Below are 24,656 nucleotides of genomic sequence, written 5' to 3'. Positions count from 1 at the left end.
GGCCCGCACCACCCGCCCGCGTGGCGGAGGCCCCAACGACGGTGCCCCGCCGACCGGAGTGGTCGGCGGGGCACCGGTGGTGCGGGGTAGGTCAGGCGACGAAGCGGGTCCGGCGGCGCTTGGCCACCAGGTAGCCGCCGACGCCCATGGCGAGCAGCAGCGCGCCGAGACCGGCGATCAGGCCGGTGGACTGACCGGTGATCGGCAGCGTGCCGCCGTCACCGTCACCGTCACCGTCACCGTCGCCGCCGCCCGTGCCGCCGGCCGCGTTGACCAGGATCTTGGCGACGTCGTTGGCCGGCTTCAGGTCCTCGGTGAAGCCCTCGCACTCGCACTTGGCGTTGATGGTGACGGTGCCCGCCGCGTTCTCGATCACCTTGTCGATGCGGAGGCCGATGTCGACCAGCTGCTTCTCACCGACACCGATGAAGATGTCCGGGTAGCAGCGGTAGAGCTTCGCGCCCGGCTTGCCGGCGTTCTCCCAGTCCTGCTCGTCGCCGTTGAGCGGCGCGCAGAACTCGGGAACCTCGACTGCGGTGGTGCCCTCCGGAACGGCAATGTCGATCTTGGTGACCGGCGTGCCCGAGCGGCCGAAGTCCAGCGCGGCCGGGCCGTCGTTGCGGACTCCGACGGAGGCCGTGACCACGTCGCCGGCCTTGCCGGTCAGTTGGCCGCCGACCGCCACCAGGTCCGTGCCGTTCTGGCCGGTGACCTTGACGGTCATGCCGGACCAGTTGTTCATCGGGTCGGTGTCAGCCTGGAAGCCGCGCGCCCCCATCTTGGACGGGACCTCCGGAAGGCTCAGGACCGGACCGTTGCCGGGCTTCCCAACCGAGATGCCCCCGGCCTGGAGGTACGCGTTGAAGTCCTCGAACTCGGCGATCGTCATCCAGTTGTAGTAGCCGTACTCGCTGCCCGGCGCGTAGGTGTCCTTGCCGAGCACGTAGGACAGCGAAACCGAGCGGGCATTGCCGGCGGCGGTCACCTCGTCGAAGGCGCAGGTCCGCAGGTGACCGTCCTCGTAGGTGCAGTTGCTGTACTGCTTCTCCGGGCGGATCGCGTAGTCCAGGTCGAAGACCGCGACAGCTCCCTTGGCGGCGGTCTTGCCAGCGTTGCTGAGCGTCAGCGGAGCGCTGAACGTGCCGCCAGGAGCGGACGAGATGTTGGTTTCCTCGCCCGGGGCGGCCAGGTCGACGCCCTCGCCGATCCGCAGCTTGGCGGTGTGGCTGGCCGGAGCGAGACCCTCGGCGCTGACCGTGACCTTGAGGTTGCCGGTGTCGCCGTCGGCTGCCTTCGCGGCCGGCGTCAGGGCAACCTCGAAGAGGCCACCGAAGGCCCACTCCTCGAGACCGATCTCGAAGGGGTCGGTGCAGACCAGAACACCGGCCTCCGGCGACTTGCAGTCGAAGCTCGACGATTCGGGCTTGACCTGGACGACACCGCTCAGGTCCCGGTAGTCGTAGGTGACAGTGAGGCCTTCGACCACCACCGGCTCGGAGGCGAACAGGAGGGGAGAGTCGATCTTGCCTTCGGACCCCGCGGCAATTGTGGTGTCGCTGAAGTAGACGCCCAGTTCGATGGGCGCCTCCGGGGCGGCGACGGCCGGGCTGGCGGCGGCGGCGACGAACGCGCCTGCTACGCCCAGTCCGGCGAGCCAACGCCGGGTGGAGTGGGTGAGCATGAGGGGGGTTCCTCCAGTTGGGGGATCAGGTGGAGCCTGCGGATCTTAAGGAATCGCTAAGGCTGACTGCAGCCCCCAAAGCCGCCCGCTGAGCAAGACGAACCAAAAGGTTGATCAGAGTCACCGCAATGTTCGGTCGGTCCGCTTCCGTCATCTGAGGCAGGAGCCCCCGGGAGGTGCAGTGACGTACGAGGAGTTCGCGGACACGCGGCTGGCCCCGTTGCTGCGGTACGCGGTGATGCTGACCGGCGATCCGCACCAGGCCCAGGATCTGGTTCAGGAAACCATGGTCCGGGTCCAGCTCAACTGGCGTCGGGTCGCCCGCGCGGACTCACCCGAGCGATACGTGCGCCGGATGCTCACCAACCAGTACGTCGACTGGCGGCGCGGCTCCTGGGTTCGCCGGGTGCTGCTGCGCGGAGAGCCCGACGCGACGGTGCCGGTGACCACCGACCACGCCCAGTCCGCCGTGGACCGGGACCAGATCTGGTCCTGGCTGTCCCGGCTGCCGCGTCGGCAGCGGGCCGCCCTGGTGCTGCGCTACTACGAGGACCTGCCCGACGCCGAGATCGCCGACATCCTCGGCTGCGCCGTCGGGACCGTACGTTCGTCCATCTCCCGGGCCCTCGCCACGCTCCGGGCCGAGTACGTGGAGGCGTGAACATGATTGAGGACGACCTGCGTGCCGCCTTCGCCCGGCACGAGCCGTTGACACCACCGACGGGCCCGCTGCGGGTTGCGATCGACCGGCTGGCGACGCGTCGGCGGCAGCTTCGCCGACGCTGGCAGGCTGGCGGAACGGCCTTGGCCGTGCTCGGCGTACTGGGCATCGGGGTGCCTCTGTTCACCCCGGAGCGCGCCGGGCAGCCGCAGGCCGCCGACCTGATCGGCGCGACGGATCGGCCGGTGGCGACGGGCGCGGTGAACGTTCTGCTGGTCGGCATCGACAACCGGGGGTCCGTCCCGCCGTTGGCCGACTCGGTGCTGCTGCTGCACATCCCGGCCGATCGCAGCCGCCCGTACCTGGTCTCACTGCCCCGCGACCTGCAGGTGCCGATCCCCGGCCACGGCACCGACAAGCTGAACGCGGCGTTTCCGTTCGGCGCGGGCCACTCTCCACCGGATCTGACCAAGGGGTACGAGCTGACCCGGCAGACGGTGGCGAAGCTGACCGGCGTCCGCATCGATACGGGTGTGGTGTTGACGTACTCGACTCTGCGCACGCTGACCAACGAGGTTGGCGGTGTGCCGGTCTGCCTGCCCGAGCGGGTGCAGTCGGTCCACACCCGGCGGGTCTTCCCGGCCGCGTGCCAACGCCTCGACGGTGCCGCCGCCGTCGACCTGCTCCGCCAGCGGTACGGGCTGCCCGACGGCAGTCAGGGCCGGGACCGCAACGCCCGGATCTTCGCCGCCGGGCTGGTCCGTTCGGCCTCCGACCAGGGTGTGCTCACGAATCCGGTACGACTCGCCAAGCTGCTGGGGGCCGTCGGTCCGGACCTCGCCGTGTCACCGGGGCAGGCCACCATGCTGGACCTGATGCGGCTCGTCCCGACACTGCGATCGGTGGACCCGGTCGGGCTCAGTCTGCCGGTCGGCGACCCCACCGGGCCCAGTCGCTTCGTGCAGGCCGACCCGAAGCTCGCCCCGGCGTTCCTGACCGCACTGCGCGAGGATCGCCTCGGCGACTGGGTGGCCCGTCACCCCGAACAGGTCAACCCCGCCCGGTGATGGCGACCTGCCGCGAGGTCAGCGGTAGTCGTCCTCGTCACCGGTGACCACCCGGGCCTGCTCCATCGCGTCCCAGTCGTCGACCTCGAGGCCGCGCTGGGGCTCGCCGTCGGCGTCGGCGGGGCCGACCACCGTGGCCTGCTCGACCGCGTCGGCCGAATCGGCCTCGGGGTCGCGCTCGTCCGGGGCGAGGTGGTCGCCGGGAATGAAGTCCTCGTCGGGCTGACCCATCGTCCCTCCCGGGGTCTCGGGGCACGGTTCCCACCCACCGTACGGGTTGCGTCGGCGCCGCGCCCGGAAGCGGAGTAGGCGGAATCAGCCCTCGACGACGCGACCCGATGCCAGGATGGTGCCGTGGGCTTCCTCATTCGACTGGCGATCACCGCGGTCGCTCTGTGGATAACCACCCTGATCGTGCCCGGTGTCGACGTGCACGGTCGCTCGGGTGGCAACACCGCGCTCACCCTGATCGTGGTGGCGCTGATCTTCGGCGTGATCAACGCCGTGCTGAAGCCGTTGATCAAGGTCGTCGGCTGCGTGTTCTACCTGCTGACCCTGGGCCTGTTCGCGCTCGTGGTCAACGCCCTGCTGTTCCTGCTCACCGACCGGATCGCCCGCGGGCTCGACCTGCCGTTCCAGGTGGACGGTTTCTGGGCCGCGTTCTGGGGAGCCATCGTGATGACGGTGGTCACCTGGCTGATCAGCGTCATCGTGCCGGACAACCTGGACCGCCGGTGAACAGCTGACACCCGGGTCGGTTGTTCCGGCGCACCTCACCTACGGGATACTGCCGGGCGGAGGACAGCGCGGTCCGGCGCACAAATGAACAACAGCGGCCAGCACGGCCGAGAGTGGTAAGTAAGGAGCGTCAACATGCCCATCGCTTCCCCCGAGGCTTACGCGGAGATGCTGGACCGCGCCAAGGCTGGCCGGTACGCGTACCCCGCGATCAACGTGACCTCCTCCCAGACGCTGAACGCGGCGCTCAAGGGCTTCGCCGACGCGGAGAGCGACGGCATCATCCAGGTCTCCACCGGTGGCGCCGAGTACCTCTCCGGCCCGTCGATCAAGGACATGGTCACCGGCGCGGTGGCGTTCGCCGCGTACGCGCACGAGGTCGCCAAGAAGTACTCGGTGAACATCGCCCTGCACACCGACCACTGCCCGAAGGACAAGCTGGACGGGTTCGTGCGTCCGCTGATGGGCATCTCGCAGGAGCGGGTGAAGCGCGGCGAGGAGCCGCTGTACCAGTCGCACATGTGGGACGGTTCGGCCGTGCCGGTCGCGGAGAACCTGGAGATCGCCGCCCAGCTCCTCGACGAGGCCGCCAAGGCCAAGATCGTCCTTGAGATCGAGGTCGGTGTCGTCGGTGGCGAGGAGGATGGCGTCGAGAACGCCATCAACGACAAGCTCTACACCACCACCGATGACGGCCTGGCCATGGTCGAGGCGCTCGGCCTGGGCGAGAAGGGCCGCTACATGGCGGCGCTGACCTTCGGCAACGTGCACGGCGTCTACAAGCCGGGCAACGTCAAGTTGCGTCCGGAGATCCTCAAGCAGATCCAGGATGCCGTCGGCGCCAAGTACGGCAAGGACAAGCCGCTCAGCCTGGTCTTCCACGGCGGCTCGGGGTCCCTGCTGAGCGAGATCCGTGAGGCCCTGGACTACGGCGTGGTGAAGATGAACATCGACACCGACACCCAGTACGCCTTCACCCGGCCCGTCGTGGACCACATGCTGCGCAACTACGACGGCGTGCTGAAGATCGACGGCGAGGTCGGCAACAAGAAGCAGTACGACCCGCGTGCCTGGGGCAAGGCCGCCGAGGCTGGCCTGGCCGCCCGGGTCGTCGAGGCGTGCGAGCACCTTCGCTCCACCGGCACCACGATGACCAAGTAACGACGTACCACCGACGGCCGGCTTCCCCTCGCGGGGAGCCGGCCGTCGTCGTTCAGGCGGTGAGCAGGCGGACGGCCTCGCGTACGTCGTCGGTGAGGTGGATCGTCGCCGACAGGTCACCGAACGGGGACGCGGCCAGCAGCGGACGCAACAGCGCCTCCACCGGCAACTCCACTGTCCAGTACGCGCGGTCCAGGAAGATGTACGCGCCGCTGGTCCCGTCGGTGCCGTAGTAGGTCTTGGTGGCCGCCTGGAACACCTCCTGCACCGTGCCCGCCCGCCCCGGCGCGAAGACGATGCCGCCCCGGGCGAGTCGCAGGATGGTGTCCTCCCGGATCGCGTTGGAGAAGTACTTGGCAATCCGCCCGGCGAACAGGTTCGCCGGCTCGTGCCCGTACAGCCAGGTCGGGATGGCCAGCCCACCGGCTCGCGCCCAGCCCAGGTCGTCGCCACGCTGACGGGGAACGCTCGCGTACCGCTGTCGGACCGTCAATGCGGTGGCCGTGTACAGGTGGTGGTCGGTGAAGTCCGGTGCGGTGGCCAGCAGGTCGATCGCCGCCGTCACGTCGGTCGCCGGCCGGTCCGCCAGGTAGGCGCCGAGGTTCGCCGCCTCCATCACCCCGGGACCGCCGCCGGTCACCACCAGGCGGTCGGCCCGCGCCAGCTCCCAACCCAGCACTGCCGCCATCCGGTACGCGGGACTGCCGCGCCGCACCGCGTGCCCACCCATGATGCCCACCACCGACTGCGGACCGTGCCCGACCAGCCAGGTGCGGGTGGCGTCGGCCAACGCGTTGTCCACGCCGTGGTCGTGCAGCCGCTGACCCAGCGCCTCCTTGACGTCCGGCAGCGCGCCGCCGTGCGCCCGGTAGTGGTCGTACACCCGGGTGTCGTACATCCCGGTGAACCCACCCTCGGCGAACCCCTCGGCCAGTTCCTCCGGGGTGTAGAGGTGTGTCGGCTGGGTCGGGTACGGCAGCCCCGAGAACGGCGGCACCACGTTGGCGCCGCGTCGGACCAGGTCGGCGCCGACATCCCGGGACGCGAAGCGGCAGCCCACGAAGAGGGTGCCGGCGACGTCGACGCCGGTCAGGTCGGGCACCGGTGCGAGGTCGAGACGCAGGCCCTGCACGGTCAGCCCGCTCAGTTGGCCGGCGGCCAGTTGGCGGTCGAACTCGTCCCGGGTCTGGATCTCGCCCGCGTGCAGGTGCGGCTCGATGACGTCCGCAGGAGGTGGGGTCGGCACCCGGCCATCCTGCCCCCGCGGCGGGTGCGGCCAAACCTCGGGCCCGGGGTGAAACGACAGGAGCCCGGTGGTCGTGGCCACCGGGCTCCTGCGTTACCGGTTCCTGGGGAGGCTCCGGACCATTAGTTGTAGTGGAAAACACCTGGCAGCGGCATAGGCCGCAGGCGTGACCAACTCCTCAGCCGTTCAGCGGAACGTGTCGGCCGACCCGCTCGCGTGTCGCCCTGTCCAGCGGGTTGAATGGGGCGATGCAGAACCTTTTGCCAGAGCCACCGGCCACCCGCCTGCCCGCGAACAACGAGGCCGACGCCGCCCTGGCTGCCGCCGAGGAGGCCGGCACCGATGAGGCGTTCGCCAGCGTGGCGGCCGGCTTTCCCACCTACAGCGCGGCCTGGGCGGAGCTCGCGGCCCGGTCCTTCGCGCAGGGCCAGGTCGTGACCGCGTACGCCTACGCGCGCACCGGCTACCACCGGGGCCTCGACCAGCTGCGCCGCAGCGGGTGGAAGGGGCACGGCCCGGTGCCGTGGTCGAACGAGCCCAACCGGGGCTTCCTCCGCTGCCTCTACGTGCTGTCCCGAGCTGCGGACGAGATCGGCGAGGCCGACGAGGCAGCCCGCTGCGCGCAGTTCCTGCGTGACTGCGACCCGGCGGCGGCGGACGCGCTCGCGAGCAACTGAGCCCGATCCGACGGCCGGCCCGACATCGGGCCGGCCGTCGGCGGCTCACAGCCCTTCGGCGACCGCGGCGGCGATCTTCAACCAGGCGTCCCGGGTGGCCGAGGAGAGCCCGCCGTACCGGATCGGCTCACCCGTGTCGATGAGCCGCTCGTACGGGGCCAGCAGCACCGCCCGGGTGCGGGCCGCGAAGTGCTCCTGGATGGCCGGCAGGTCGATCTCCTTGCGGGACGGCGGCATCGACACGACGGTCACCGCCTGGCGGACCAGCCGTTGCCGGCCACTCTGCTCCAGGTGGTCGAGCATCCGGGCGGCCGTCTCCGCCGAGTCGTTACGGGCCGACATGGTGACCACCAACTGGTCGGTGGCGTCCATCGAGGCCTGCCAGTTCTGCGCCCGCACGTTGTTGCCGGTGTCCACGAAGATCAGTTTGTAGAACCGGCTGACCACCTCGCGGATCTCGGCGAACGCGGCCGCGGTCAACATCTCGCCGCCCGTGGCCGACTCGTCCGAGGCCAGGACGTCGAACATCCCCTCGCCCTGCGAGCGCACGTACTGCGACAGGTCGCCGACCCGCCCGTGCGCGCCCTGGAACTGCCCGAGGTCACGCAGCATGTCCCGCACAGTGCGGGAGTGGAAGTCCTGCTGGGCGCGCATCCCCAGGGTGCCCTGGGTCTCGTTGTTGTCCCACGCCAGCACGTAGCCACCGCGCTTCTGACCGAACGTCATCGCGAGCAGCAGGATGGCCACCGTCTTACCGGCACCGCCCTTCGGGTTGACCACGGTCACCTGCCGCAGCCCGCCGAAGTTGCGGCGCACCATCTCGATGTCCCGCTTGAGCTCCTGCTCGTGCCGCCCGGGAGAGAGCCGGAGCAGCCCCATCTTGTTGACCACCGCGCGTACGCCCATGGTCGCCACCGGGTCGGCGGGCCGGACCTGTCGACGCTTGCTGAAGTCCTCGGCGGTCGGCACCGCCGTAGACTCCGGCGTCCAGCTCGCGTCCGGGTATCCGGTGGTCGGCACCTGGGCCACCCCCTCGGCCTCCTGGTAAGGCTGACCAGGAGGTACGCCGGGCGGGCCCTGCTGCCACGGCGGGGGGTACCAGCCAGGGGACGGCGGGAACGGCCCGGGCGGTGCGGCCTGCTGGGGAACCTGCGGCGGCAGGTTGCTGAACTGCGTCAGGTCGGGTGGAGGCGGGATCGGCGTCGGGCCGGCCTGACCGGGAATCGCCGGGTTGAACGCCTGGCCGGCTTGGCCAGACTGACCGGCCTGCCCGGAGCCGGCCTGCGGGACGGCGGAGTGCGGCTGCGGCGGGGCCGGGATCGGGGGCGTCGCGGTTGCGCCCTCGTCGTGGGTCGGTGCGGCTGCGCCGGCCGGCCGTTGCGGCGGATACGCCCACGGCGACTCGCTGGCCGGCCGTGCCGCTCCACCAGCGGGCCCGTCCTCGCCGGTCCCGCCAGCCTGCGGCGCTGGTCCGGCCGTCGCGGACTCCGGCGTCGCAGGAGCTGCCGGGGCGGGGCCCGCAGCAGTGGGCTCTGCCCCGGCGGTGCGGCTGGTGGGCTCTGCCGCAGTGGTGCGGCTGGTGGGCTCTGCCGCGGCGGTGCGGCCGGTGGGCTCTGGCACGGTGGCGCGGCCGGTGGGCGGGGCACCTGCGGTGGGGTTGTCCAGGGTGAACGGCAGGTCCAGGTCGACACCGCCCGGGTTGACCGGCGGGGCGGGGACGGCGGCCGTACCGCGGTCACCCGGCTGCGCCTGCGTCGCGCCGGCTGCGGTGCTCGCCCCCTCGGGTCGGCTGTCCGTCGGCCCGAAGGCGGTGTTCGGTGCCGGAGGAACCCCAGTGCCGCCCGGGACGCCGTTGCCCGCCGGAGCGTTGCCCGCCGGCGGCGTGCTCATCGCCGGCGGCGTGCTCATCGCCGGTGGACCGGGCGGTGTCGCCGCGGCGGCCGGAGCGGCCGCTGGTGGCCAACTCGGCTGCGGCGGCCCCCAGCCCGATCCTCCGCCGGCCGGGCCGCCAGCGCCCCAACCCCCGGGCGCCGGAACGGCACCGCTCAGCGACGGGTAGTCGGACGGCGAGGGTGGCGGCAGCGGGGCCGCGCCCAGCTGTCCGGGGACCGGCGGCCGGTTGATCGGCGGCGCCGCCACCGGTGGCGTAACCGGCCCGGGCGCGGCCGACGACGGCGCGCCCCGCTGCTCGGCGACCGCCGCCCAGGGCGGTACGACGGTCCCCGCGCCCCGGTCGGTCGGATCCGGTGGCCAGAGTGGTTCGATGTCCCGCTCCGGCACCGGCTGCTGGCCGTGCACCTGCGCCCGGTCGGCGTTCTCGTCCATTAGGGCCCTCCCCAGTCCTCCTGCGAGGATAGGCGCATCCGCCCACGAGGGGCGGGCGGCGCAGCCGAGGTCGGCCGCTCCGCGCCGTCGACGTCAGATCGACCAGACCGCCCAGGCACCCGGCTCGACCCACCAGGAACGCTTCCGGGTCAGCTCGCCCTCGACACCATCGTCGAGGTACGGCACCTTCCCCTCCCTGGGCAGCACCGAAACCGCCCGGCCACGGGCCCGCCGAACTTCGAGACGTACCCGTTTGCGGCCGAACGCCGAGCGGACGACCACCGGCACGGCAACCGCGACCTCGACCTGACCGTCGGCCGGGTCCGGTGCGGTCAGCAGCGTGACGTCGTCGAGCGTCGCGTAGCCGCCGGCGTTGGCGACCGCGCAGGCCAGCAGCGGCTCGTCACCGTCGGTGAGGATGGCGTCGTCGACCTCCACCCGAGCCCGCCAGTGCAGCGGCCGCCCGGCGTCGTCGGCGGCACCGAGCAACGCACCGTCCAGCGTCACCGAACCACCGTCGTTGCGCAGCAGGTCCAGTCGGCGCGGCGTGCCGTCCAACACCGCGGCGGCCACCACCGCCGGGTCACGGGGCAGCCCGAGCTGCGCGGCCAGGTCGCGGTGGGTGCCGCCACGGGCCGGGTCGAGCGGGAGTACGCCCACCGGCGGCAGGTCGGGCAGAGTCCGGTTGCCGGGCAGATCCGCTGGGCGCTTGCTCGGCGCCGGGGCGTACCGCCGGACCAGCCGGCGCAGCACGGCGCGCAACTGCCCGTCGTTGGCCGTCGCGACGACCAGCCGGGTCTTGCCGTCCGGGTCCGGCCAGGTGAGCCCGTCTGGGCGTGCCGGGCCGTCGAGACGCGCCAGCACCGCGTCGATCTCCGCGTCCGAGCGGGCGGTGACCATCTCCACCCGGGCGCCTCGGGCGTTCAGCGCGTCGGCACAGGCCAGCACCGGCACCCGTGGCCGCTCGGTGGCGCACCGCTCGGTGTCACCGCCGGCCTCAGCCCGGGGTGCCTGACTGGCGTCGGCCTGGTCGGTGTCGGCCTGGCCGGTCTCGGTCTGGCTCGTCGAGCTGGTGTCGGTCTGGCCGTTGTCGGTCTGGCTCGTCGGGTCGGTGGCGGTCTCGGCCGCACCGCCGCAGCAGGCCCCGCCGCTGCCACAGCCCCCGGGAGCGTCCCGCTCCGAACCGAGGGTGAGCAGCACCACGTCGTACACGGAAGGAGCCTCCTGCCTCTCGACGCGACCCCTGCCGGCCGCGCCGTCATTACTTGTTAACCTGACACCCCGGGCTCGCCAACCGGTCGCCACCTGGCACCCGAGCCTTCTGGAGGCGGAAAAGATGCCAGCGATCGTGCTCCTCGGCGCTCAGTGGGGCGACGAGGGCAAGGGCAAGGTTACCGACCTGCTGGGTGAGCGGGTCGACTACGTCGTGCGCTACTCCGGCGGCAACAACGCCGGCCACACGGTGATCACCCCGGACGGCCAGAAGTACGCGCTGCACCTGATGCCGTCTGGAGCGCTCTCGCCGAACGCGATGATCGTCATCGGCAACGGTGTGGTGGTCGACCCGAAGGTGCTGCTCGCCGAGATCGACGGCCTGGCCGAGCGCGGCGTCGACGTGTCCCGACTGCGGATCTCCGGTGACGCGCACCTGATCATGCCGCACCACCGGGCGCTGGACCGGGTGATCGAGCGCTACCTCGGCTCGTCCCGGATCGGCACCACCGGCCGGGGCATCGGCCCGGCGTACGGCGACAAGGTCGCCCGGATCGGCATCCGCCTCCAGGACCTGCTCGACCCGGGCATCCTGCGCAAGAAGCTGGAACTCGCGCTGCGCGAGAAGAGCCAGATCCTGTTCAAGGTCTACAACCGCAAGGCGATCGACCTTGAGGCGACCGTCGAGGAGTACCTGGCGTACGCGGAGCGGCTCAAGCCGTACATCGCGGAGACCCGGGCGATGCTGTGGGACGCACTGGACCGGGACGAGACGGTCCTGCTGGAGGGTGCCCAGGCCACCATGCTCGACATGGACCACGGCACGTACCCCTTCGTGACCTCGTCGAACCCGACCGCCGGTGGTGCCTGTGTGGGTGCCGGCATCCCGCCGACCGCGATCAGCAAGGTCATCGCGGTGAGCAAGGCGTACACCACCCGGGTCGGCGCGGGACCGTTCCCGACCGAGTTGTTCGACGCCAACGGTGACCACCTGCGCAAGATCGGCGCGGAGTACGGCACGACCACCGGGCGGGAGCGCCGGTGCGGGTGGTTCGACGCGGTCGTGGCCCGGTACGCCTGCCGCCTCAACGGTGTCACCGACCTGGTCATCACCAAGCTGGACGTGCTCACCGGCATGCCCAAGGTGCCGATCTGCGTCGGCTACGAGATCAACGGCGTCCGGGTCGACGACATGCCGATGAGCCAGACGGACTTCCACCACGCCAAGCCCGTCTACGAGGAGCTCGACGGCTGGTGGGAAGACATCACCAAGGCGCGGACGGCCGCCGACCTGCCGGAGAATGCCCGCCGCTACATCGCCCGGGTAGAGGAACTCTGCAACGCCAAGGTGAGCGTCGTAGGCGTAGGCCCAGGCCGGGACGAAAACGTGGTCCTCCACCCCCTCCTCCCCTAACCCCGGACCTTGCTTCGCGCCCCCCCTCGACCCCGGTGATCAAGAAGTTTGCGTCAGGAATCCGTGTGAAATTGACGGAAACCTCTTGATCACCGGGGCTGATCGGCGGTTATCCACAGGACTGCGAGGGTTATCCACAAGGGCTTCGGTCGCATCGGGTGGGTGGGCAGGGTGTGGGGGTGGGACCACACCAGCTTCTTCGTCATATCGCGGCCAGGCAGGACGGGATGATCACCCTGGGCCAGGCGTTGCGCGCCGGCCTTACCAGGGACCAGGTCCGACAGCTGCACCGTTCCGGCAGTTGGCGACGGATTCTGCGCGGCTGCTTCGTGCCGGACGCCGAGCTGAGTGAATCGACACGGCGTCGTGCGCGGATCCGCGCCGCAGTCGTCAGCCTCGGCCCAGGTGCCTTCGCTGTTCTGGACACTGCGCTGGAGTTGCACGGGATCGCAGGCCTCTGGCGGGCCCCGCAGGTCCACGTCTCGGTGCCGTCCGGCCGGCCCCGGCCCCAGCGCGCTCTGGCGCCATGGCTGACCGTGCATCAAATGACCGTCGGTCCTGACGACATCGGTGAGGTTGCTGGCATCCGGACGACATCTCCACTCCGCACCGTCTCGGATGTCGTTCTGCGGGTTGATCGGTATCCCGCGGTCTCGGTCCTCGATTCGGCGCTGAACCAGCGTCGTATCGATCCAGCGGAACTCGCGGCGATCCAGAGACTCATCCGGGGGCGGCGAGGTGCGGTTGCGGCCCGCTCCTACCTGGCCGAAGCGGACGGACGGGCTCAGTCGCCGCTGGAGACGCGTAGCCGACTGCGATGCATTGACGGGCGCGTTCCGCCAGACACCCTCCAGCTGGAAGTACGTGACGAAGACGGATACCTGCTCGGCATTGGCGATCTGGGTTGGCGCGGCCCCAGAGTGATCGCCGAAGCGGATGGTCGCGACGCGCACGGCACTTTGGCGGCGGCCTTTGCCGATCGTCGTCGCCAGAATCGCCTGGTCAACGCTGGCTGGACCATCCTCCGCTTCACCTGGCAGGACACCCTGCACCCCACCTACATACCCCACACGGTCCGCCAAGCGATTGCCGCTGCCCGACAACCGCGACGGTGACCAAGAGGTTTGCGTCAGGCAACGGCCTATTTCTGACGCAAACCTCTTGATCACCGACGGCGGCGGCGGAACGGCGGTGGGGGGTGGCGGTGGTGGGGTGGGGGCGCATGGCGGCGGTCGACCGGGGTTCGGGTGGGGGACAGTAGAATCTCGGTCGTGCGGGTTCTTTTGGTTGGTGGTGGTGGGCGGGAGCATGCGCTCGCCCTCGGGTTGGTGGCGGATCCGGCTGTTTCCGCGGTTGTTGCCGCACCTGGCAATCCGGGGATCGCCTCGGTGGCTGAGCTGCGGACGGTGAACGCTTCCGATCCGGACGCCGTAGCGGCTCTGGCCGTGGAGACTGCCGCTGACCTGGTGGTGATCGGGCCGGAGGCGCCGCTGGTCGCCGGGGTTGCCGATGCTGTCCGCGCCAAGGGGATCGGCGTCTTCGGTCCATCCGGTGCTGCCGCGCAGCTGGAGGGCTCAAAGGCGTTCGCCAAGGACGTGATGACCGCCGCCGGCGTACCGACCGCTCGGGCGTACGTCTGCACGGACGAGGAGAGCACCGCTCGGGCGCTGGACGAGTTCGGTGCCCCGTACGTGGTGAAGGACGACGGACTCGCCGCAGGCAAGGGCGTGGTGGTGACCGACGACCGGTCCGCCGCGTTGGCCCACGCGAACGAGTGTGGACGGGTCGTGGTCGAGGAGTTCCTCGACGGCCCGGAGGTCAGCCTCTTCGTGGTGACCGACGGTGAGGCGGCGCTGCCGCTGCTGCCGGCTCAGGACTTCAAGCGCCTCGGCGACGGCGACACGGGGCCGAACACCGGGGGCATGGGGGCGTACGCGCCGCTGGCCTGGGCACCTCCCGGCCTGGTCGACGACGTCATGCGCGACGTGGTCCACCCGACGCTCGCGGAGATGCGCCGCCGGGGCACCCCGTTTGCTGGTCTGCTCTATGTCGGGCTCGCGATCACTGCTGCCGGCCCCCGGGTGATCGAGTTCAATGCGCGCTTCGGTGACCCCGAGACCCAGGTGGTGCTCGCGTTGCTGGAGACCCCGCTGGGCGGGCTGCTGCACGCGTCGGCCACCGGCACGCTGACCGAGCATCCGCCGCTGCAATGGCGGGACGGCAGCGCTGTCACAGTGGTGCTCGCCTCCGCTGGCTATCCGGCCGCGCCGCGTACCGGCGACGTCATCACCGGCGCGGACCGGCCGGGCATCATCCACGCGGGCACCGCCCGCCGGGCCAGCGACGGCGCGTTGCTCTCCGCCGGCGGCAGGGTCCTCTGCGGTACGGCCACCGGCTCCGACCTGGCCGCCGCGCGGGACGCCGCGTACGCGCTGGTGGACGGGGTGGAGTTGGCCGGCTCGCAGCACCGCACCGACATCGCCGCCGCCGCCATCGACGGCCGGATCACGATTCCGGGCTGAGCAGCCGCCGGGCAGACGGCTGAGCGGCACCTCAGCCGAAGTAGCGGCGCAGTTCGCGGGTGAGCACCTTGCCGGTGGCGTTTCGGGGCAGGTATTTCACGAAGATCACGTCCCGGGGGACGCTGAAGCGCGCGAGATAGCGCCGGACGTACTCGCGTACCGCATCGGGATCGAGCGTCTCGTCGGGGTGCAGGGCGAGGAACGCGGACAGGCGCTGGCCGTACTCGGGGTCGGGTACGCCGATCACGGCCACTTCGCGGACCTGCGGCAGTTGGGCGAGCAGATCCTCCACTTCGGAGGGGAAGACGTTCTCACCACCGGAGACGATCATGTCGTCGGCCCGTCCGTCGACGAAGAGCAGCCCGTCGGCGTTGAGCCGGCCGAGGTCGCCGGTGTCGAGCAGACCGTCGCGGGTTTCCCGGCTGGTACCGGAGGTGTAGCCCTCGAAGAGCATCTCGTTGCCGACGAAGATCCGCCCGACCCGTCCGGTCGGCACCGGCTGGCCGTCGTCGTCGAGCATTTCCAGCCGGGTGCCGTGCGGTGGCCGACCGGCGGTGGTGGGTGCCTGGCGCAGGTCCTGCGGGCCGGCGATGGACGCCCAGGAGACCTCGGTGGAGCCGTAGAGGTTGTACAGGACGTCGCCATAGGCATCCATGAACTTCGGTGCCAGCCCGCCGGGCAGGGCGGAGCCGCTGACCGCGACGACCTTGAGCGGGGGGCGCGGGTCCGGCGGGGGCACCTCCATCAGTCGCTGCACCATCACGGGTACGGCGAACAGCGCGTCGCAGCGGTTGGCGGTCAGGGCGGAGAGTGTGGCGGCCGGGTCGAAGCGTCGGTGCAGCACGATGGTGGCCCGCAGGGCCAGGCAGACCTGGAGGGCGGCGAATCCCCAGGTGTGGAAGATCGGTGCGGCGATCATCACCCGGGTCCTGGTGTGCAGCGGGATGCGGCCGATGATGGACACCAGCGGGCCGAAGCCTTTGGGCGTGCGACGACGGGCGCCCTTGGGCGTACCGGTGGTGCCGGATGTGAGCACGATGATCCGGCCGTCCTGCTCCGGCGGGCGCAGGTCGCCCGGCAGTGCGCCGGCCACCAGCTCCTCGCGGGCGCGTTCGTCGAGCCGGGGCAGCTCGGCGGGGAGGCCGAGGACCCGCTCGGCGAACTCGTCGTCGTGCACCAGCAGCCGCAGCTGTTGCTCCTCGGCGATGGTGCCGAGCTGGGCCGCGGAGAGCCCGGTGTTGACCAGCACCGCGTCGACGCCGAGCAGGGTGGCGGCAACGATCGTCTCGATCAGCCCGTGGTGGTTGCGGCAGAGCACGCCGATCCGGTCGCCGGCCTGTACGCCGTGCCCGGCCCGCATCGACCTGGCCATCCGTTCGGCCCGGTCGAGCAGGTCGTGGTAGGTCAGCTCGACGCCGTCCTCGTCGATGACCGCCGTCCGGCCGGGATCCCGGGCGGCCGCCTGGCGCAATTCGCCAGCCAGGCTCCACCCCCAGGTACGCAGGGCGTTGAGTTGCGCGGCGACTCGGACCGGGTTGCCGGGGGTGAGCAGTCCGCGACGGGTCAGGGTGGCGACGGTGAACGGCAGGTCCATGCCGCAGACCTCCTAGGGGTGGTGCGCGGACGGGGCAGTGGCCTGCCCGTCCATCAGGGCTTCTTCCTTGATCATGCACTGGGGGCGGCTGAAGGCCCAGTTGGCGTCGGCGCGGGGTGACGAAGACGGCACAGATCGTGGAGTCCGGGCCACCGTCGGCCCGACCCCCTTGAAGAGGCGCCGGGCCGGCGGCGGTCAGCGGATCTGCATCCCGGAGATGGCTCGGGAGATCACCAGTCGTTGGATTTCCGAGGTGCCCTCGAAGATGGTGTAGATCTTGGCGTCCCGGTACCAGCGCTCGACCGGGTGGTCGCGCAGGAAGCCGGCCCCGCCGAGCAACTGCACCGCCTTCTCGGTGACCGACACCGCCACCTCGCCGGCCTTGAGTTTGGACATCGAGCCCTCGCCCGCGGTGAACGGGCGGTTGTTGCGGCCCATCCACGAGGCGCGCCAGACGAGCAGCCGTGCCGCGTCGATTTCCATCCGCATGTCGGCCAGCGCGAACGCGACCGCCTGGTTCTCGATGATGGGTCGTCCGAACTGGACCCGTTCCTTGGCGTAGTCCAGGGCGTACTCGTAGGCGGCCCGGGCCACGCCGAGCGCCTGCGCGCCGACCGTGGGTCGGGACAGCTCGAACGTGCGCATCGCGGCCTGTCCGGTGACCCGCTGACCGGAGCGGGCCCGGTCGAGGCGTTCCAGCAGGGCGTCCCGCCCGCCGAGCAGGCAGCGGCCGGGCACGCGTACGTCGTCGAGGAAGACGTCGGCGGTGTGTGACGCGCGGAGGCCGAGTTTGCGCAGCTTGCGGGTGGCGGCCAGGCCGGGGGTGCCCGGCGGTACGACGAACGCCGCCTGGCCTCGGGAGCCGAGGGTGGGGTCGACGGAGGCGGTGACCACGTGCACGCCGGCGATCCCGCCGTTGGTGGCGTACGCCTTCTGGCCGTTGAGCACCCACTCGTCGGTGGCCTCGTCGTAGACGGCCCGGGTGCGCATCGCGCCGACGTCGGAGCCGGCCTCGGGTTCGCTGGTGCAGAACGCGGCGACGGCCGGTGAGTCGACGTCGCCGAAGCACTGTGGCACCCACTCGACCATCTGGTCGGGGGTGCCGGCGCCGTAGATGGCAGCGACGGCGAGTGAGGTGCCGAAGATGGAGAGGCCGATGCCGGCGTCACCCCAGAAGAGTTCCTCGCTGGCGATCGGCAGGGAGAGCCCGGTCGGGTCGGCCCAGCAGGTGGCGAGGAACTCAAAGCCGTAAAGGCCGACCTTGGCGGCTTCCTGGATCACCGGCCACGGGGTGTCCTCGCGCTCGTCCCACTCGGCGGCGGCCGGGCGCACGACCTCGGCGGCGAAGCCGTGCACCCAGTCGCGTAGATCCCGCTGTTCCTCATTCAGGTCAAGCGAGAACTCAGCCATGTCAGGCCTTGGGGATGTCGAACAGGTTGGCGATGTTGGCGGCGAGGCCGAGGTCGCCCTTTGCCTTCAGCTTGCCGGTCATGAACATCATCACCGGGTTGGCGCCACCGGAGACGATCTTCAGGAACTCGACCGGACCCATGGTGAGGCTCAGCTTCGGGTCGTGCTGCGGGGTCTCGTTCACGACGCACGCGCCGTCGGCGATGACCACCTCGTAGGTGTCGCTGCCGCCGTCGGGGCGACCGGTGATGACCCAGTGGATGACCGCGTTGGTCGAGCCGGCCCGGTCCGCGCGGAACAGCGACGGCATCCGGCCGAACACCTCGCCCAGGACCTTGTCGCGCATGTCACCGGACATCACCTGAGCGATCTTGTCGTCCGGGGTGGACTTGACCAGCTGGGCGAACTCCTTGGGGCCAACGTTGGCGAAGGTGGCCGGGTCGAAGTCAGTCATCAGGTGTGTGCCTTCCGGAAGATTTGACTACTCGTGCGTAACCCTACGCACGAGTAGGTATGCTCGCAAGGTGTCCACCGTCCCCGCCTTCAAGCGCCTGCCACGCGCCGTCCGCGAGCAGCAGATGCTCGACGCGGCCGTGAAGGTCTTCTCCCGTCGCGGCTTCCACGCCGCCAGCATGGACGAGATCGCGGAGGACGCCGGCATCTCCAAGCCCATGGTGTACGCGTACCTCGGCACCAAGGAGGAGCTCTTCGTCGCCTGCCTGCACCGGGAGGGCACCCGGATGATGCAGGCCATCGCGGGAGCCGCCGCCCCCGACCTGCCGGCCGACGAGCGGCTCTGGCGTGGGTTGAGGGCGTTCTTCGGCTTCGTGGGCGCATACCGGGACGGCTGGGCGGTGCTCTACCGGCAGGCCCGGGGCGAGCAGCCGTTCGCCGGGGAGCTGGCCGCGATGCGGGCCCGGCTGGTCGAGGTGGTCGCCGGGATGCTCGACCACGCGCTGCGAGCCGAGGGCCGTGAGATCACCGCCGTCGACCTGGAGGTCGTCGCGTACGCCCTGGTCGGCGCGACCGAGTCGCTGGCCGACTGGCTCGCGGACCACCCGGACGCCGACCCGGAGAAGACGGCCACCCGGATGATGAACGTGGCCTGGCTCGGCGCCGCCCAGCTCCTGCACGGCGCGACCTGGCGTCCACCGGTCGACTGACCGGTCACCGCACCGGGGTCCGACGCAGCGGCGCGGTCACCGGCGCCGGCCCTCGGTCGGGCGCTGGCGAAACTCCAGGCGGGCAACCGGGTGCAGCTGGCCATCCTGGTGCACGACGCTGACCTGCTGTGACGGGTGGCAGGCCGGTCCGGGCCGGTCAGTGGCGGGCGGCGGCGCGGCGGTGCGCCCGGCGCCGCAGCCACCGGACGCCCTCGATGCCCAGCGTGACGATCACCGAGAGGCCGATCCCAGCGAGGACGCCCTTGACGGGGTGGCGCTCGAAGGCCAGCCCACCGAAGTAGCCGAGCAGCCCGCAGTACAGGGCCCAGGTGACCGTCGCGATCGCGTCGTAGAGAAGGAACGACCGGCGGGGATACCGCACGGCGCCCATGGTGAGGGTGACCGCGGTCCGACCGCCCGGCAGGTAGCGGGAGGTGGTCAGGATCAGCCCGCCGCGCCGGTTCAGCGCGCGCCGGGCCCACTCGGAGCTGGCCTGTCGGCGGCTGCCGTCGGGAAACCCGGCGAGCCGGTTCGCGCCACCACCACGTCCGATGGCGTACGACACGTGGTCGCCGACGCACGCGCCCACGGCGGCGGCGACGATCACCGGCGCCAGGTTGGGGTTGCCGCTGGTGGAGAGCACGGCGGCGGTGATGACGGCCGCCTCGCCGGGTACGGCCGGGAAGAACGCGTCGACCGCCGTGAGCCCGAAGATCAGCAGGTACACCCATGGTGAGGTGACCAGCTGTCGGAGCAGGTCGAGCGCGGAGTCCATGCCCCCATGCTCGCCGGGTGCGACCCGCCCGGTGGCCGAGTCGGCGGATCACCTCCTCCGGTCCTGCGCGTCAGGCCGCGCGGACCAGGGCGGGCGGGGCGAGCAGCGGACCGTGCGGGGTCTTGTCGTCGGCGGTGGGGCCGTGCGAGGTCAGCACCACCCGCGCGCCCAGCTCCGCGGACACCGCCTCCGCCCAGTCCGCGGGCGGGTCGTCGTAGAGCGGGCGGGAGCGCAGCAGGCGGGCGGTGAGCGCGGCCTGCCGGTCCAGGTCACCGGGTGGGCCCGGGGTGAGCCGGTCGGTGGTGTCGTAGCGGCGGCAGATCCGCAGCTCGGGGCCGGCGAGGTCGAGGTGGGTCAGGGCCAGGCCGTCGACCCCACCGGCCACGGCGAGGGCGTACCGGTGGGCGACCGCGTCGAAGTGGCCGAACCGGAACCGGCCCTGCCACGGGTTCGTCGGGTTGTGTGGATCGGCCAGCGGCAGGGTTGGGTCCTCGGTCACCAGCGGGCCCGCCCCGTGCCGGGTGGTGACCAGCCGGAGCACCCCGATCCGGGTCGCGCGGGGCTGCCCCGCCTCGGTGAGCAGGCTGTCGGCGTTGGCGAACGTGGTGGTGCTCCACGTCGTGTACGGGTGGAAGCCGTGCCACTCGTCGAGCAGCACCCCCTGCGCGCCCTCGAAGACGCAGGTCCCCGCGCGCAGCGCCCCGGTGAGCCAGCTCCCGTCGACGATCGCGACCCGCCCGGCGAACCCGGTGAACGCGGGCAGGCAGTCCTCGATCGGTGGCGCGTCCAGTGGGCCGAGCTCGGCGGTCAGCCGCTCCCGCAGGGCGGTCAGCCGGCGACGCAGCAGCGTTGGGCTGCGGCAGTCGGCGACCCGGGGCGCGTCGTCCGGGTGGGCGAGACCGTACGCGACGGTCTCGCCCACCCCCAGCCCGCAGGAGCCGTGCCGGTCGGCTCCCCGGGCGATCTCCCGGGCCTGGTTGGCGGCCCGGTGGTACGGGGTGGCGAGCAGCGCGTCGGAGTCGACGGTGAGTCGGTCGAGCGCGTCGGTCACCCCGACCGTGGCGAGATGGTCGGCCTCGGCGGCCAGCGCCAGCGGATCCACCACGACGTGCCGCGACAGGTGCGTACGCACACCGGGATGGAACGTGCCGGCGCCGAACTGCGCGAACGTGTGGTGCCGCCCGTCGCGCAGCACGACGTTGTGCGCCGCCTGCGCGCCCCCGTTGAAGCGGACCACCGTGTGCACGGGTCGCGTGGCGCAGAGCCAGTCCACCACCGTGCCCTTGCCGGCGTCCCCGTAGCCGAGGTCGACCACCGCCACGTGGTTCACAGCCGGGTCACCCCACCGGTGGTGTCGGTGAACGCGGGCAGCGTCGACACCTCGGCCCGCCGTCCCCGGCCGAGGCGGGCCAGTGCCTTCGAGACGGTGCCGGTGGCGCTGGAACCGGCGTGGTCCAGGTGGCGCAGGCCCTCGTCCAGGTCGATGGCCTGCTCGCCGAGGCCGATGGTGAGCGCGATGGTCTCGCAGACGGCGTCGAGGTCGTCGAGCACCACGGCGTTCTGCCCGAGCAGGCCCCGCCAGAAGTCGAGCACCTTGGCGTTGCCGGCGTAGTGGCTGCCGGCGGGGAGCAGGAAGTAGGTGTCCCAGCGGCGGGTCACCTCGTCGAAGATCTGCCGCAGCGGCACGTCCTCGGTCAGGTCGTCGCCCATCAGACGGGCCACCTCACGGGCCTTCACCTGGGGGTACGCCAGCTCGTCGCCGATGATGAACAGGTAGCCGCGCCGGCCGCGCTTCTCCCAGTTGTCGGTGGCGGTGTGCCGGGCCATGAAGTACATGGCCAGCTCGTACGACTCGCTCATCTGCCCGCCTCCCCCGCCTTCGAGGACGATCCGGCCGAGGTCGTCGTCCATCCGGTTGTCCGACTCGAACTGGCCCACCTGCAACGGCACCCGGTCGCAGGTGGCGTCGCCGATCGCGCCGAACATGATCTGCGGGTCGCTGGCGTACCCCTGCCGTTGCAGCAGCCCGAGCAGCTGCGGCAGCTTGGTCTGCAGGACACGCGGCACCTTGAGCATCGAGCCGGTCACGTCGAAGAGCACGGCGACGGGCGTCGACCGGGGGTGCTCGTCGGAGTCGCGGCTCTCGCGCATCCCGTCGCGGGGGTCGAGCGCGGTGTGCACGGTGCGCGCCCCGCTGTCGCTGTAGGAGAAGGCGCTCTTGCCGGTGGACCGGCGGTAGCGGTCGGCGGCGTCGTACACGTCGGTGGACCAGATTCCACTGCCCATGACAGCTCTCCTTAGGGGGTGAGGGTGAAGGGTCGGAAGGTGCGTGGCCCGTAGAGCCGGTCCAGCACCTGGTCGAATTCGCGCAGCAGGCGCCAGGCGTCGTCGGGCCGGTCGGCGAGAAAGCGGTGCCGGCAGCCCTGGGCGAAGGTGAGCAGCTCGCGCGGCGCGTGGCGGTTCAGCAGCCAGGTCATGCAGCGAGTGGCCATCCAGATGTCGGTGCCCGGCCCACAGGGCCTCTTCCGGAAGACCTCGGGCGGATACCAGTCCTCCTGGCCGGGCACCATCGCCGGGATAGTGGTGCCGATCGGGGCGGAGAAGCACCAGTCGATGAGCACCACGCCGTGGGCGGCCGGCTCGATCAGCACGTGTCGCGGCAGGACCGCGCCGTGCACGATGCCGGCGCTGTGGGCCAGGCCGAGCGCCACCAGCAGCCGCCGCCACATCCAGGCCACGTCGCGGGCGTCCAACCCGTCGGGGTACGCGCGCCGCACCTCGTCGAGGTCATGCAGGCCGGGCTCGGTGGCGAGCACGTTGATCCGCCGTTCGGCGCCGGTCGCGGCGTCGCGGTGCGGGAACTCGTCGACGAGCCGGGGCACGTACGGCAGGTAGCGCGGGTCGCCGCGCTCGGCGATGGTGTGCAGGGCGTGTGCCTCACGGGCCATCAGGTCGTTGTCGGCGGGCCGCCGGGGGAGCTTGAGCAGCCGGCCGTCGCCGACGTCGTAGAGGTCGGCCAGGTCACCCGAGTGGGCCGGCGCGCGGAGCCGGTAGTCGCCGAGAACGGTGACCTGCCGGGCCTGCCACCGGGTGGTGACATGGATGAACGCGTCGACTGCCTCGGCGCGTACCGCCGGGTCGGCCGGCAGGCGGTCGGGGTGCAGGGCCGCGACCAGCTCGCGGTAACGCCGGGCCGGCTGGTCCGTGCCGAACAGGTCGGCGTCGGTGCGGGCCGCCGCGACCAGGTCGATGGCCGCCGCCGTCCTCATCGCACCGTCTCCTCGCGGGCGGGGCGCAGCAGAGCCGGGTGCAGCAGTCGGGCGTCGCCGGCGCGGTAGAGCCGGGCGCGGGGGCCGCCTCGGGCGCCGCCGCGCTCGGTGCTGGCGCCGGTGCTCTCCACGAAGCCCGGCACGGAGAGCACCTTGCGGTGGAAGTTGCCGGCGTGCAGCGGGTGACCCCAGACCGTCTCGTAGACGGCGCGCAGCTCGCTGATCGTGAACTCGGCGGCGAGGAAGCGCGTGGCGAGCGGCGTGTATTCCAGCTTGGACCGGGCCCGTTCCAGCGCGTCGTCGATGATCCGGCCGTGGTCGAAGGCGAGCTGCCGGCTGGTCAGCGCGGTCACCGGCAGCCAGATCGCCTCGTCGGCGTCGGTGCCGGCGGCCGGGTCCGGCAGGTCGGGGGCGAACGCGAGGTGGGCGATCGAGACGACCCGCATCCGCGGGTCGCGGTCGGGCGCGCCGTAGCTGCCCAACTGCTCCAGGTGTACGCGGCGCAGCCCCTCGCCGCCGAGCCCGGTCTCCTCGGCCAGCTCGCGTCGGGCGCCAGCGGTCAGGTCTTCGTCGGGGTGGACGAACCCACCGGGCAGCGCCCAGTGCCCCTCGAAGGGTGCCTGGCCGCGCCGGATCAGCAGCAGGTGCAGCGCGTCGTCGCGGATGGTCAGCGTCACCACGTCGACCGTCACCGCGACCGACGGATAGGCCCGGGGGTCGTACGCGGCCAGGAACTCCTGCTCGTTCATCGCGTCTCTCTCATTCTGAGAACATCTCGCTGTGAGAACAACCTAGCGCATGCGAGCGCCCCTGCCAAGAGGGGTTCCCATCAGCGCACCAGACCCGCCAGGTGCGGTCGGCCGCGCGAGTCGTGCAGGGCGAACCCGCCGTCCGGCAGGAGAGCGAAGCTCACGGTGCTCGGAAGCGGGACGGGAAGCTTGAAGGCGACCTCGACGGTGTAGGCGTCCGGCAGCCGGTTCTCCAGTGCGGCCAGGCAGCGCGCCTTGCTCCACATGCCGTGCGCGATCGGCCGGTGGAAGCCGAAGAGCCGCGCCCCGAGGCGGGACGTGTGGATCGGGTTGTGGTCCCCGGACACCCGCGCGTACTCCGTGCCGACCCGGGGCTCCACCCGCCAGCGGGACGTGCCGGCCGGCGGCTCGGTGCGTCCACTCCGGTCGCCCCCGCCAGGCTTGCGCTCCCGACCCAGGTACGTCGAGACACCCTCCCAGACCTTCTCGCCGGCGACCGAGCCGACCAGCACCACGTCCACCTGCCGCCCCCGGTCGTGCGGGCGCAGGTTCTCGGCGTACGTCGTGAAGTCGAGGGTCTCGTCGGCGGTGATCGGGCGGTGCACGGTGATCCGGTTGCCGATGTGCACCAGACCGATCAGTGGAAAGGGAAAGTCCGGCGCGGTCATCAGCCGCAGGGTCAGCGGGAAGCCCATGACGTGCGGAAACGTGCCCGGCAGACGATCGGTGAGCCGGAACCCGCAGACCCGGTCGTAGGCGGCCAGGTGCGCCCGGTCGACGCTCACCCCGCCCACTGCCAACTCGGCGCCCGGAACGCCGGGGCCGCGCCGCCCGCCGCCCAGGCCGGGCAGCGCGCCGAGCAACGCCCGACGGTAGAGCGCTCCGGCCGCCGGCATCCGAGGCAGTTCGACCCGGTCGCGGCCGGCGGCCTCCGGCCGGAGTGCCGCGGCCCGCATCTCCGCCGACAGTGTCTCCGTCGGGCCGTCGATCAG

At 71.6% G+C, this 24,656-nt stretch carries 22 protein-coding genes and 1 pseudogene; 9 read left to right on the top strand and 14 right to left on the bottom strand.

The features are described from left to right. Window positions 1–91: 91 nt before the first annotated feature. The gene (locus KBX34_RS10720; RefSeq protein WP_210924755.1) at window positions 92–1,681 is read right to left on the bottom strand and encodes an LPXTG cell wall anchor domain-containing protein; all 1,590 of its coding nucleotides are present in this window, start codon (window positions 1,679–1,681) and stop codon (window positions 92–94) included. 181 nt (window positions 1,682–1,862) lie between these two features. Between KBX34_RS10720 and KBX34_RS10715 the strand changes: the two genes are divergently transcribed. Further along, entirely contained in the window at window positions 1,863–2,342 is a 480-nt protein-coding gene (locus KBX34_RS10715) for a SigE family RNA polymerase sigma factor (RefSeq protein WP_210791944.1), read from the top strand. Window positions 2,343–2,344: 2 nt separating this feature from the next. Then, window positions 2,345–3,409, top strand: a complete 1,065-nt coding sequence (locus KBX34_RS10710; protein WP_210924753.1) for an LCP family protein — start codon at window positions 2,345–2,347, stop codon at window positions 3,407–3,409. Window positions 3,410–3,427: 18 nt separating this feature from the next. Here KBX34_RS10710 and KBX34_RS10705 read toward each other — a convergent pair whose 3' ends face one another. After that, window positions 3,428–3,640: a hypothetical protein gene (locus tag KBX34_RS10705; RefSeq protein WP_088950922.1), complete on the bottom strand. Its 213-nt coding sequence runs from the start codon at window positions 3,638–3,640 to the stop codon at window positions 3,428–3,430. Between the two features lie 123 nt (window positions 3,641–3,763). On the opposite strand from KBX34_RS10705, the gene KBX34_RS10700 reads away from it, so the two are divergent. Next, window positions 3,764–4,147, top strand: a complete 384-nt coding sequence (locus KBX34_RS10700) for a phage holin family protein (RefSeq protein ID WP_088950923.1) — start codon at window positions 3,764–3,766, stop codon at window positions 4,145–4,147. Window positions 4,148–4,282: 135 nt separating this feature from the next. Beyond that, the gene (gene fbaA / locus KBX34_RS10695; RefSeq protein WP_088950924.1) at window positions 4,283–5,308 is read left to right on the top strand and encodes a class II fructose-bisphosphate aldolase; all 1,026 of its coding nucleotides are present in this window, start codon (window positions 4,283–4,285) and stop codon (window positions 5,306–5,308) included. A gap of 52 nt (window positions 5,309–5,360) precedes the next feature. Here the strand turns inward: fbaA and KBX34_RS10690 are convergent, their stop codons facing one another. Next, complete coding sequence (locus tag KBX34_RS10690; RefSeq protein ID WP_210924751.1) at window positions 5,361–6,554, bottom strand: LOG family protein; 1,194 nt, start codon at window positions 6,552–6,554, stop codon at window positions 5,361–5,363. Between the two features lie 248 nt (window positions 6,555–6,802). Here KBX34_RS10690 and KBX34_RS10685 point away from each other — a divergent pair, with 248 nt between their 5' ends. Next, complete coding sequence (locus tag KBX34_RS10685) at window positions 6,803–7,231, top strand: DUF3151 domain-containing protein (RefSeq protein ID WP_088950926.1); 429 nt, start codon at window positions 6,803–6,805, stop codon at window positions 7,229–7,231. A 45-nt stretch (window positions 7,232–7,276) separates the two neighbouring features. On the opposite strand, the gene KBX34_RS10680 is transcribed toward KBX34_RS10685, so the two are convergent. Together KBX34_RS10680 and KBX34_RS10675 are read right to left on the bottom strand one after the other, a co-directional pair. Continuing rightward, on the bottom strand, window positions 7,277–9,556 hold the full coding sequence (locus KBX34_RS10680; RefSeq protein ID WP_210924750.1) for a chromosome partitioning protein: 2,280 nt from the start codon (window positions 9,554–9,556) through the stop codon (window positions 7,277–7,279). Window positions 9,557–9,649: 93 nt separating this feature from the next. Continuing rightward, window positions 9,650–10,537 (bottom strand): annotated as a pseudogene (locus tag KBX34_RS10675) (hypothetical protein); the annotation flags it as partial. Window positions 10,538–10,892: 355 nt separating this feature from the next. Between KBX34_RS10675 and KBX34_RS10670 the strand changes: the two are divergent. From KBX34_RS10670 to purD, 3 genes are all read left to right on the top strand, one after another. Beyond that, complete coding sequence (locus KBX34_RS10670; RefSeq protein ID WP_210924748.1) at window positions 10,893–12,182, top strand: adenylosuccinate synthase; 1,290 nt, start codon at window positions 10,893–10,895, stop codon at window positions 12,180–12,182. 158 nt (window positions 12,183–12,340) lie between these two features. Then, window positions 12,341–13,297 (top strand): type IV toxin-antitoxin system AbiEi family antitoxin domain-containing protein, encoded by a 957-nt coding sequence (locus tag KBX34_RS10665; RefSeq protein WP_374223674.1) that lies wholly within the window; start codon window positions 12,341–12,343, stop codon window positions 13,295–13,297. A 156-nt stretch (window positions 13,298–13,453) separates the two neighbouring features. Continuing rightward, window positions 13,454–14,704, top strand: a complete 1,251-nt coding sequence (gene purD / locus KBX34_RS10660; protein WP_210924746.1) for a phosphoribosylamine--glycine ligase — start codon at window positions 13,454–13,456, stop codon at window positions 14,702–14,704. Between the two features lie 31 nt (window positions 14,705–14,735). Here purD and KBX34_RS10655 read toward each other — a convergent pair whose 3' ends face one another. The 3 genes from KBX34_RS10655 to KBX34_RS10645 all read right to left on the bottom strand — a co-directional run bounded on the left by KBX34_RS10655 (window position 14,736) and on the right by KBX34_RS10645 (window position 18,162). Beyond that, the gene (locus KBX34_RS10655; protein ID WP_210924745.1) at window positions 14,736–16,298 is read right to left on the bottom strand and encodes an AMP-binding protein; all 1,563 of its coding nucleotides are present in this window, start codon (window positions 16,296–16,298) and stop codon (window positions 14,736–14,738) included. A 195-nt stretch (window positions 16,299–16,493) separates the two neighbouring features. Beyond that, window positions 16,494–17,708: an acyl-CoA dehydrogenase family protein gene (locus KBX34_RS10650; protein WP_210924743.1), complete on the bottom strand. Its 1,215-nt coding sequence runs from the start codon at window positions 17,706–17,708 to the stop codon at window positions 16,494–16,496. A 1-nt stretch (window position 17,709) separates the two neighbouring features. After that, on the bottom strand, window positions 17,710–18,162 hold the full coding sequence (locus KBX34_RS10645; protein ID WP_088950933.1) for an SCP2 sterol-binding domain-containing protein: 453 nt from the start codon (window positions 18,160–18,162) through the stop codon (window positions 17,710–17,712). Window positions 18,163–18,232: 70 nt separating this feature from the next. Here KBX34_RS10645 and KBX34_RS10640 point away from each other — a divergent pair, with 70 nt between their 5' ends. Beyond that, complete coding sequence (locus KBX34_RS10640; protein WP_088950934.1) at window positions 18,233–18,871, top strand: TetR/AcrR family transcriptional regulator; 639 nt, start codon at window positions 18,233–18,235, stop codon at window positions 18,869–18,871. Window positions 18,872–19,028: 157 nt separating this feature from the next. On the opposite strand, the gene KBX34_RS10635 is transcribed toward KBX34_RS10640, so the two are convergent. The 6 genes from KBX34_RS10635 to KBX34_RS10610 form a co-directional block, all read right to left on the bottom strand. Further along, on the bottom strand, window positions 19,029–19,646 hold the full coding sequence (locus tag KBX34_RS10635) for a DedA family protein (protein WP_099849681.1): 618 nt from the start codon (window positions 19,644–19,646) through the stop codon (window positions 19,029–19,031). Between the two features lie 70 nt (window positions 19,647–19,716). Further along, window positions 19,717–20,976, bottom strand: coding sequence for an adenylosuccinate synthetase (locus KBX34_RS10630; protein WP_210924741.1), 1,260 nt, complete (start codon window positions 20,974–20,976; stop codon window positions 19,717–19,719). After that, window positions 20,973–21,932 carry a hypothetical protein gene (locus tag KBX34_RS10625; RefSeq protein WP_088950937.1) on the bottom strand — a complete coding sequence of 320 codons (960 nt, stop codon included), beginning with the start codon at window positions 21,930–21,932 and terminating at the stop codon, window positions 20,973–20,975. Before KBX34_RS10625 ends, KBX34_RS10630 begins: the two co-directional genes overlap by 4 nt. An 11-nt stretch (window positions 21,933–21,943) precedes the next feature. After that, on the bottom strand, window positions 21,944–22,915 hold the full coding sequence (locus KBX34_RS10620; protein WP_210924739.1) for a serine/threonine protein kinase: 972 nt from the start codon (window positions 22,913–22,915) through the stop codon (window positions 21,944–21,946). Beyond that, window positions 22,912–23,664, bottom strand: coding sequence for an NUDIX domain-containing protein (locus tag KBX34_RS10615; protein WP_210924737.1), 753 nt, complete (start codon window positions 23,662–23,664; stop codon window positions 22,912–22,914). The genes KBX34_RS10620 and KBX34_RS10615 overlap by 4 nt, the downstream gene beginning before the upstream one ends. 80 nt (window positions 23,665–23,744) lie before the next feature. Next, a complete protein-coding gene (locus KBX34_RS10610; protein WP_247671686.1) occupies window positions 23,745–24,620 on the bottom strand; it encodes a MaoC/PaaZ C-terminal domain-containing protein in 876 nt (291 codons plus the stop codon). Window positions 24,621–24,656 lie beyond the last annotated feature (36 nt).

The organism is Micromonospora sp. M61, assembly GCF_018070245.1.
Classification (GTDB): domain Bacteria; phylum Actinomycetota; class Actinomycetes; order Mycobacteriales; family Micromonosporaceae; genus Micromonospora; species Micromonospora zamorensis.
The sequence above is the reverse complement of the archived record's forward strand: the minus strand, read 5'-3'. Positions and strand labels throughout refer to the sequence as shown.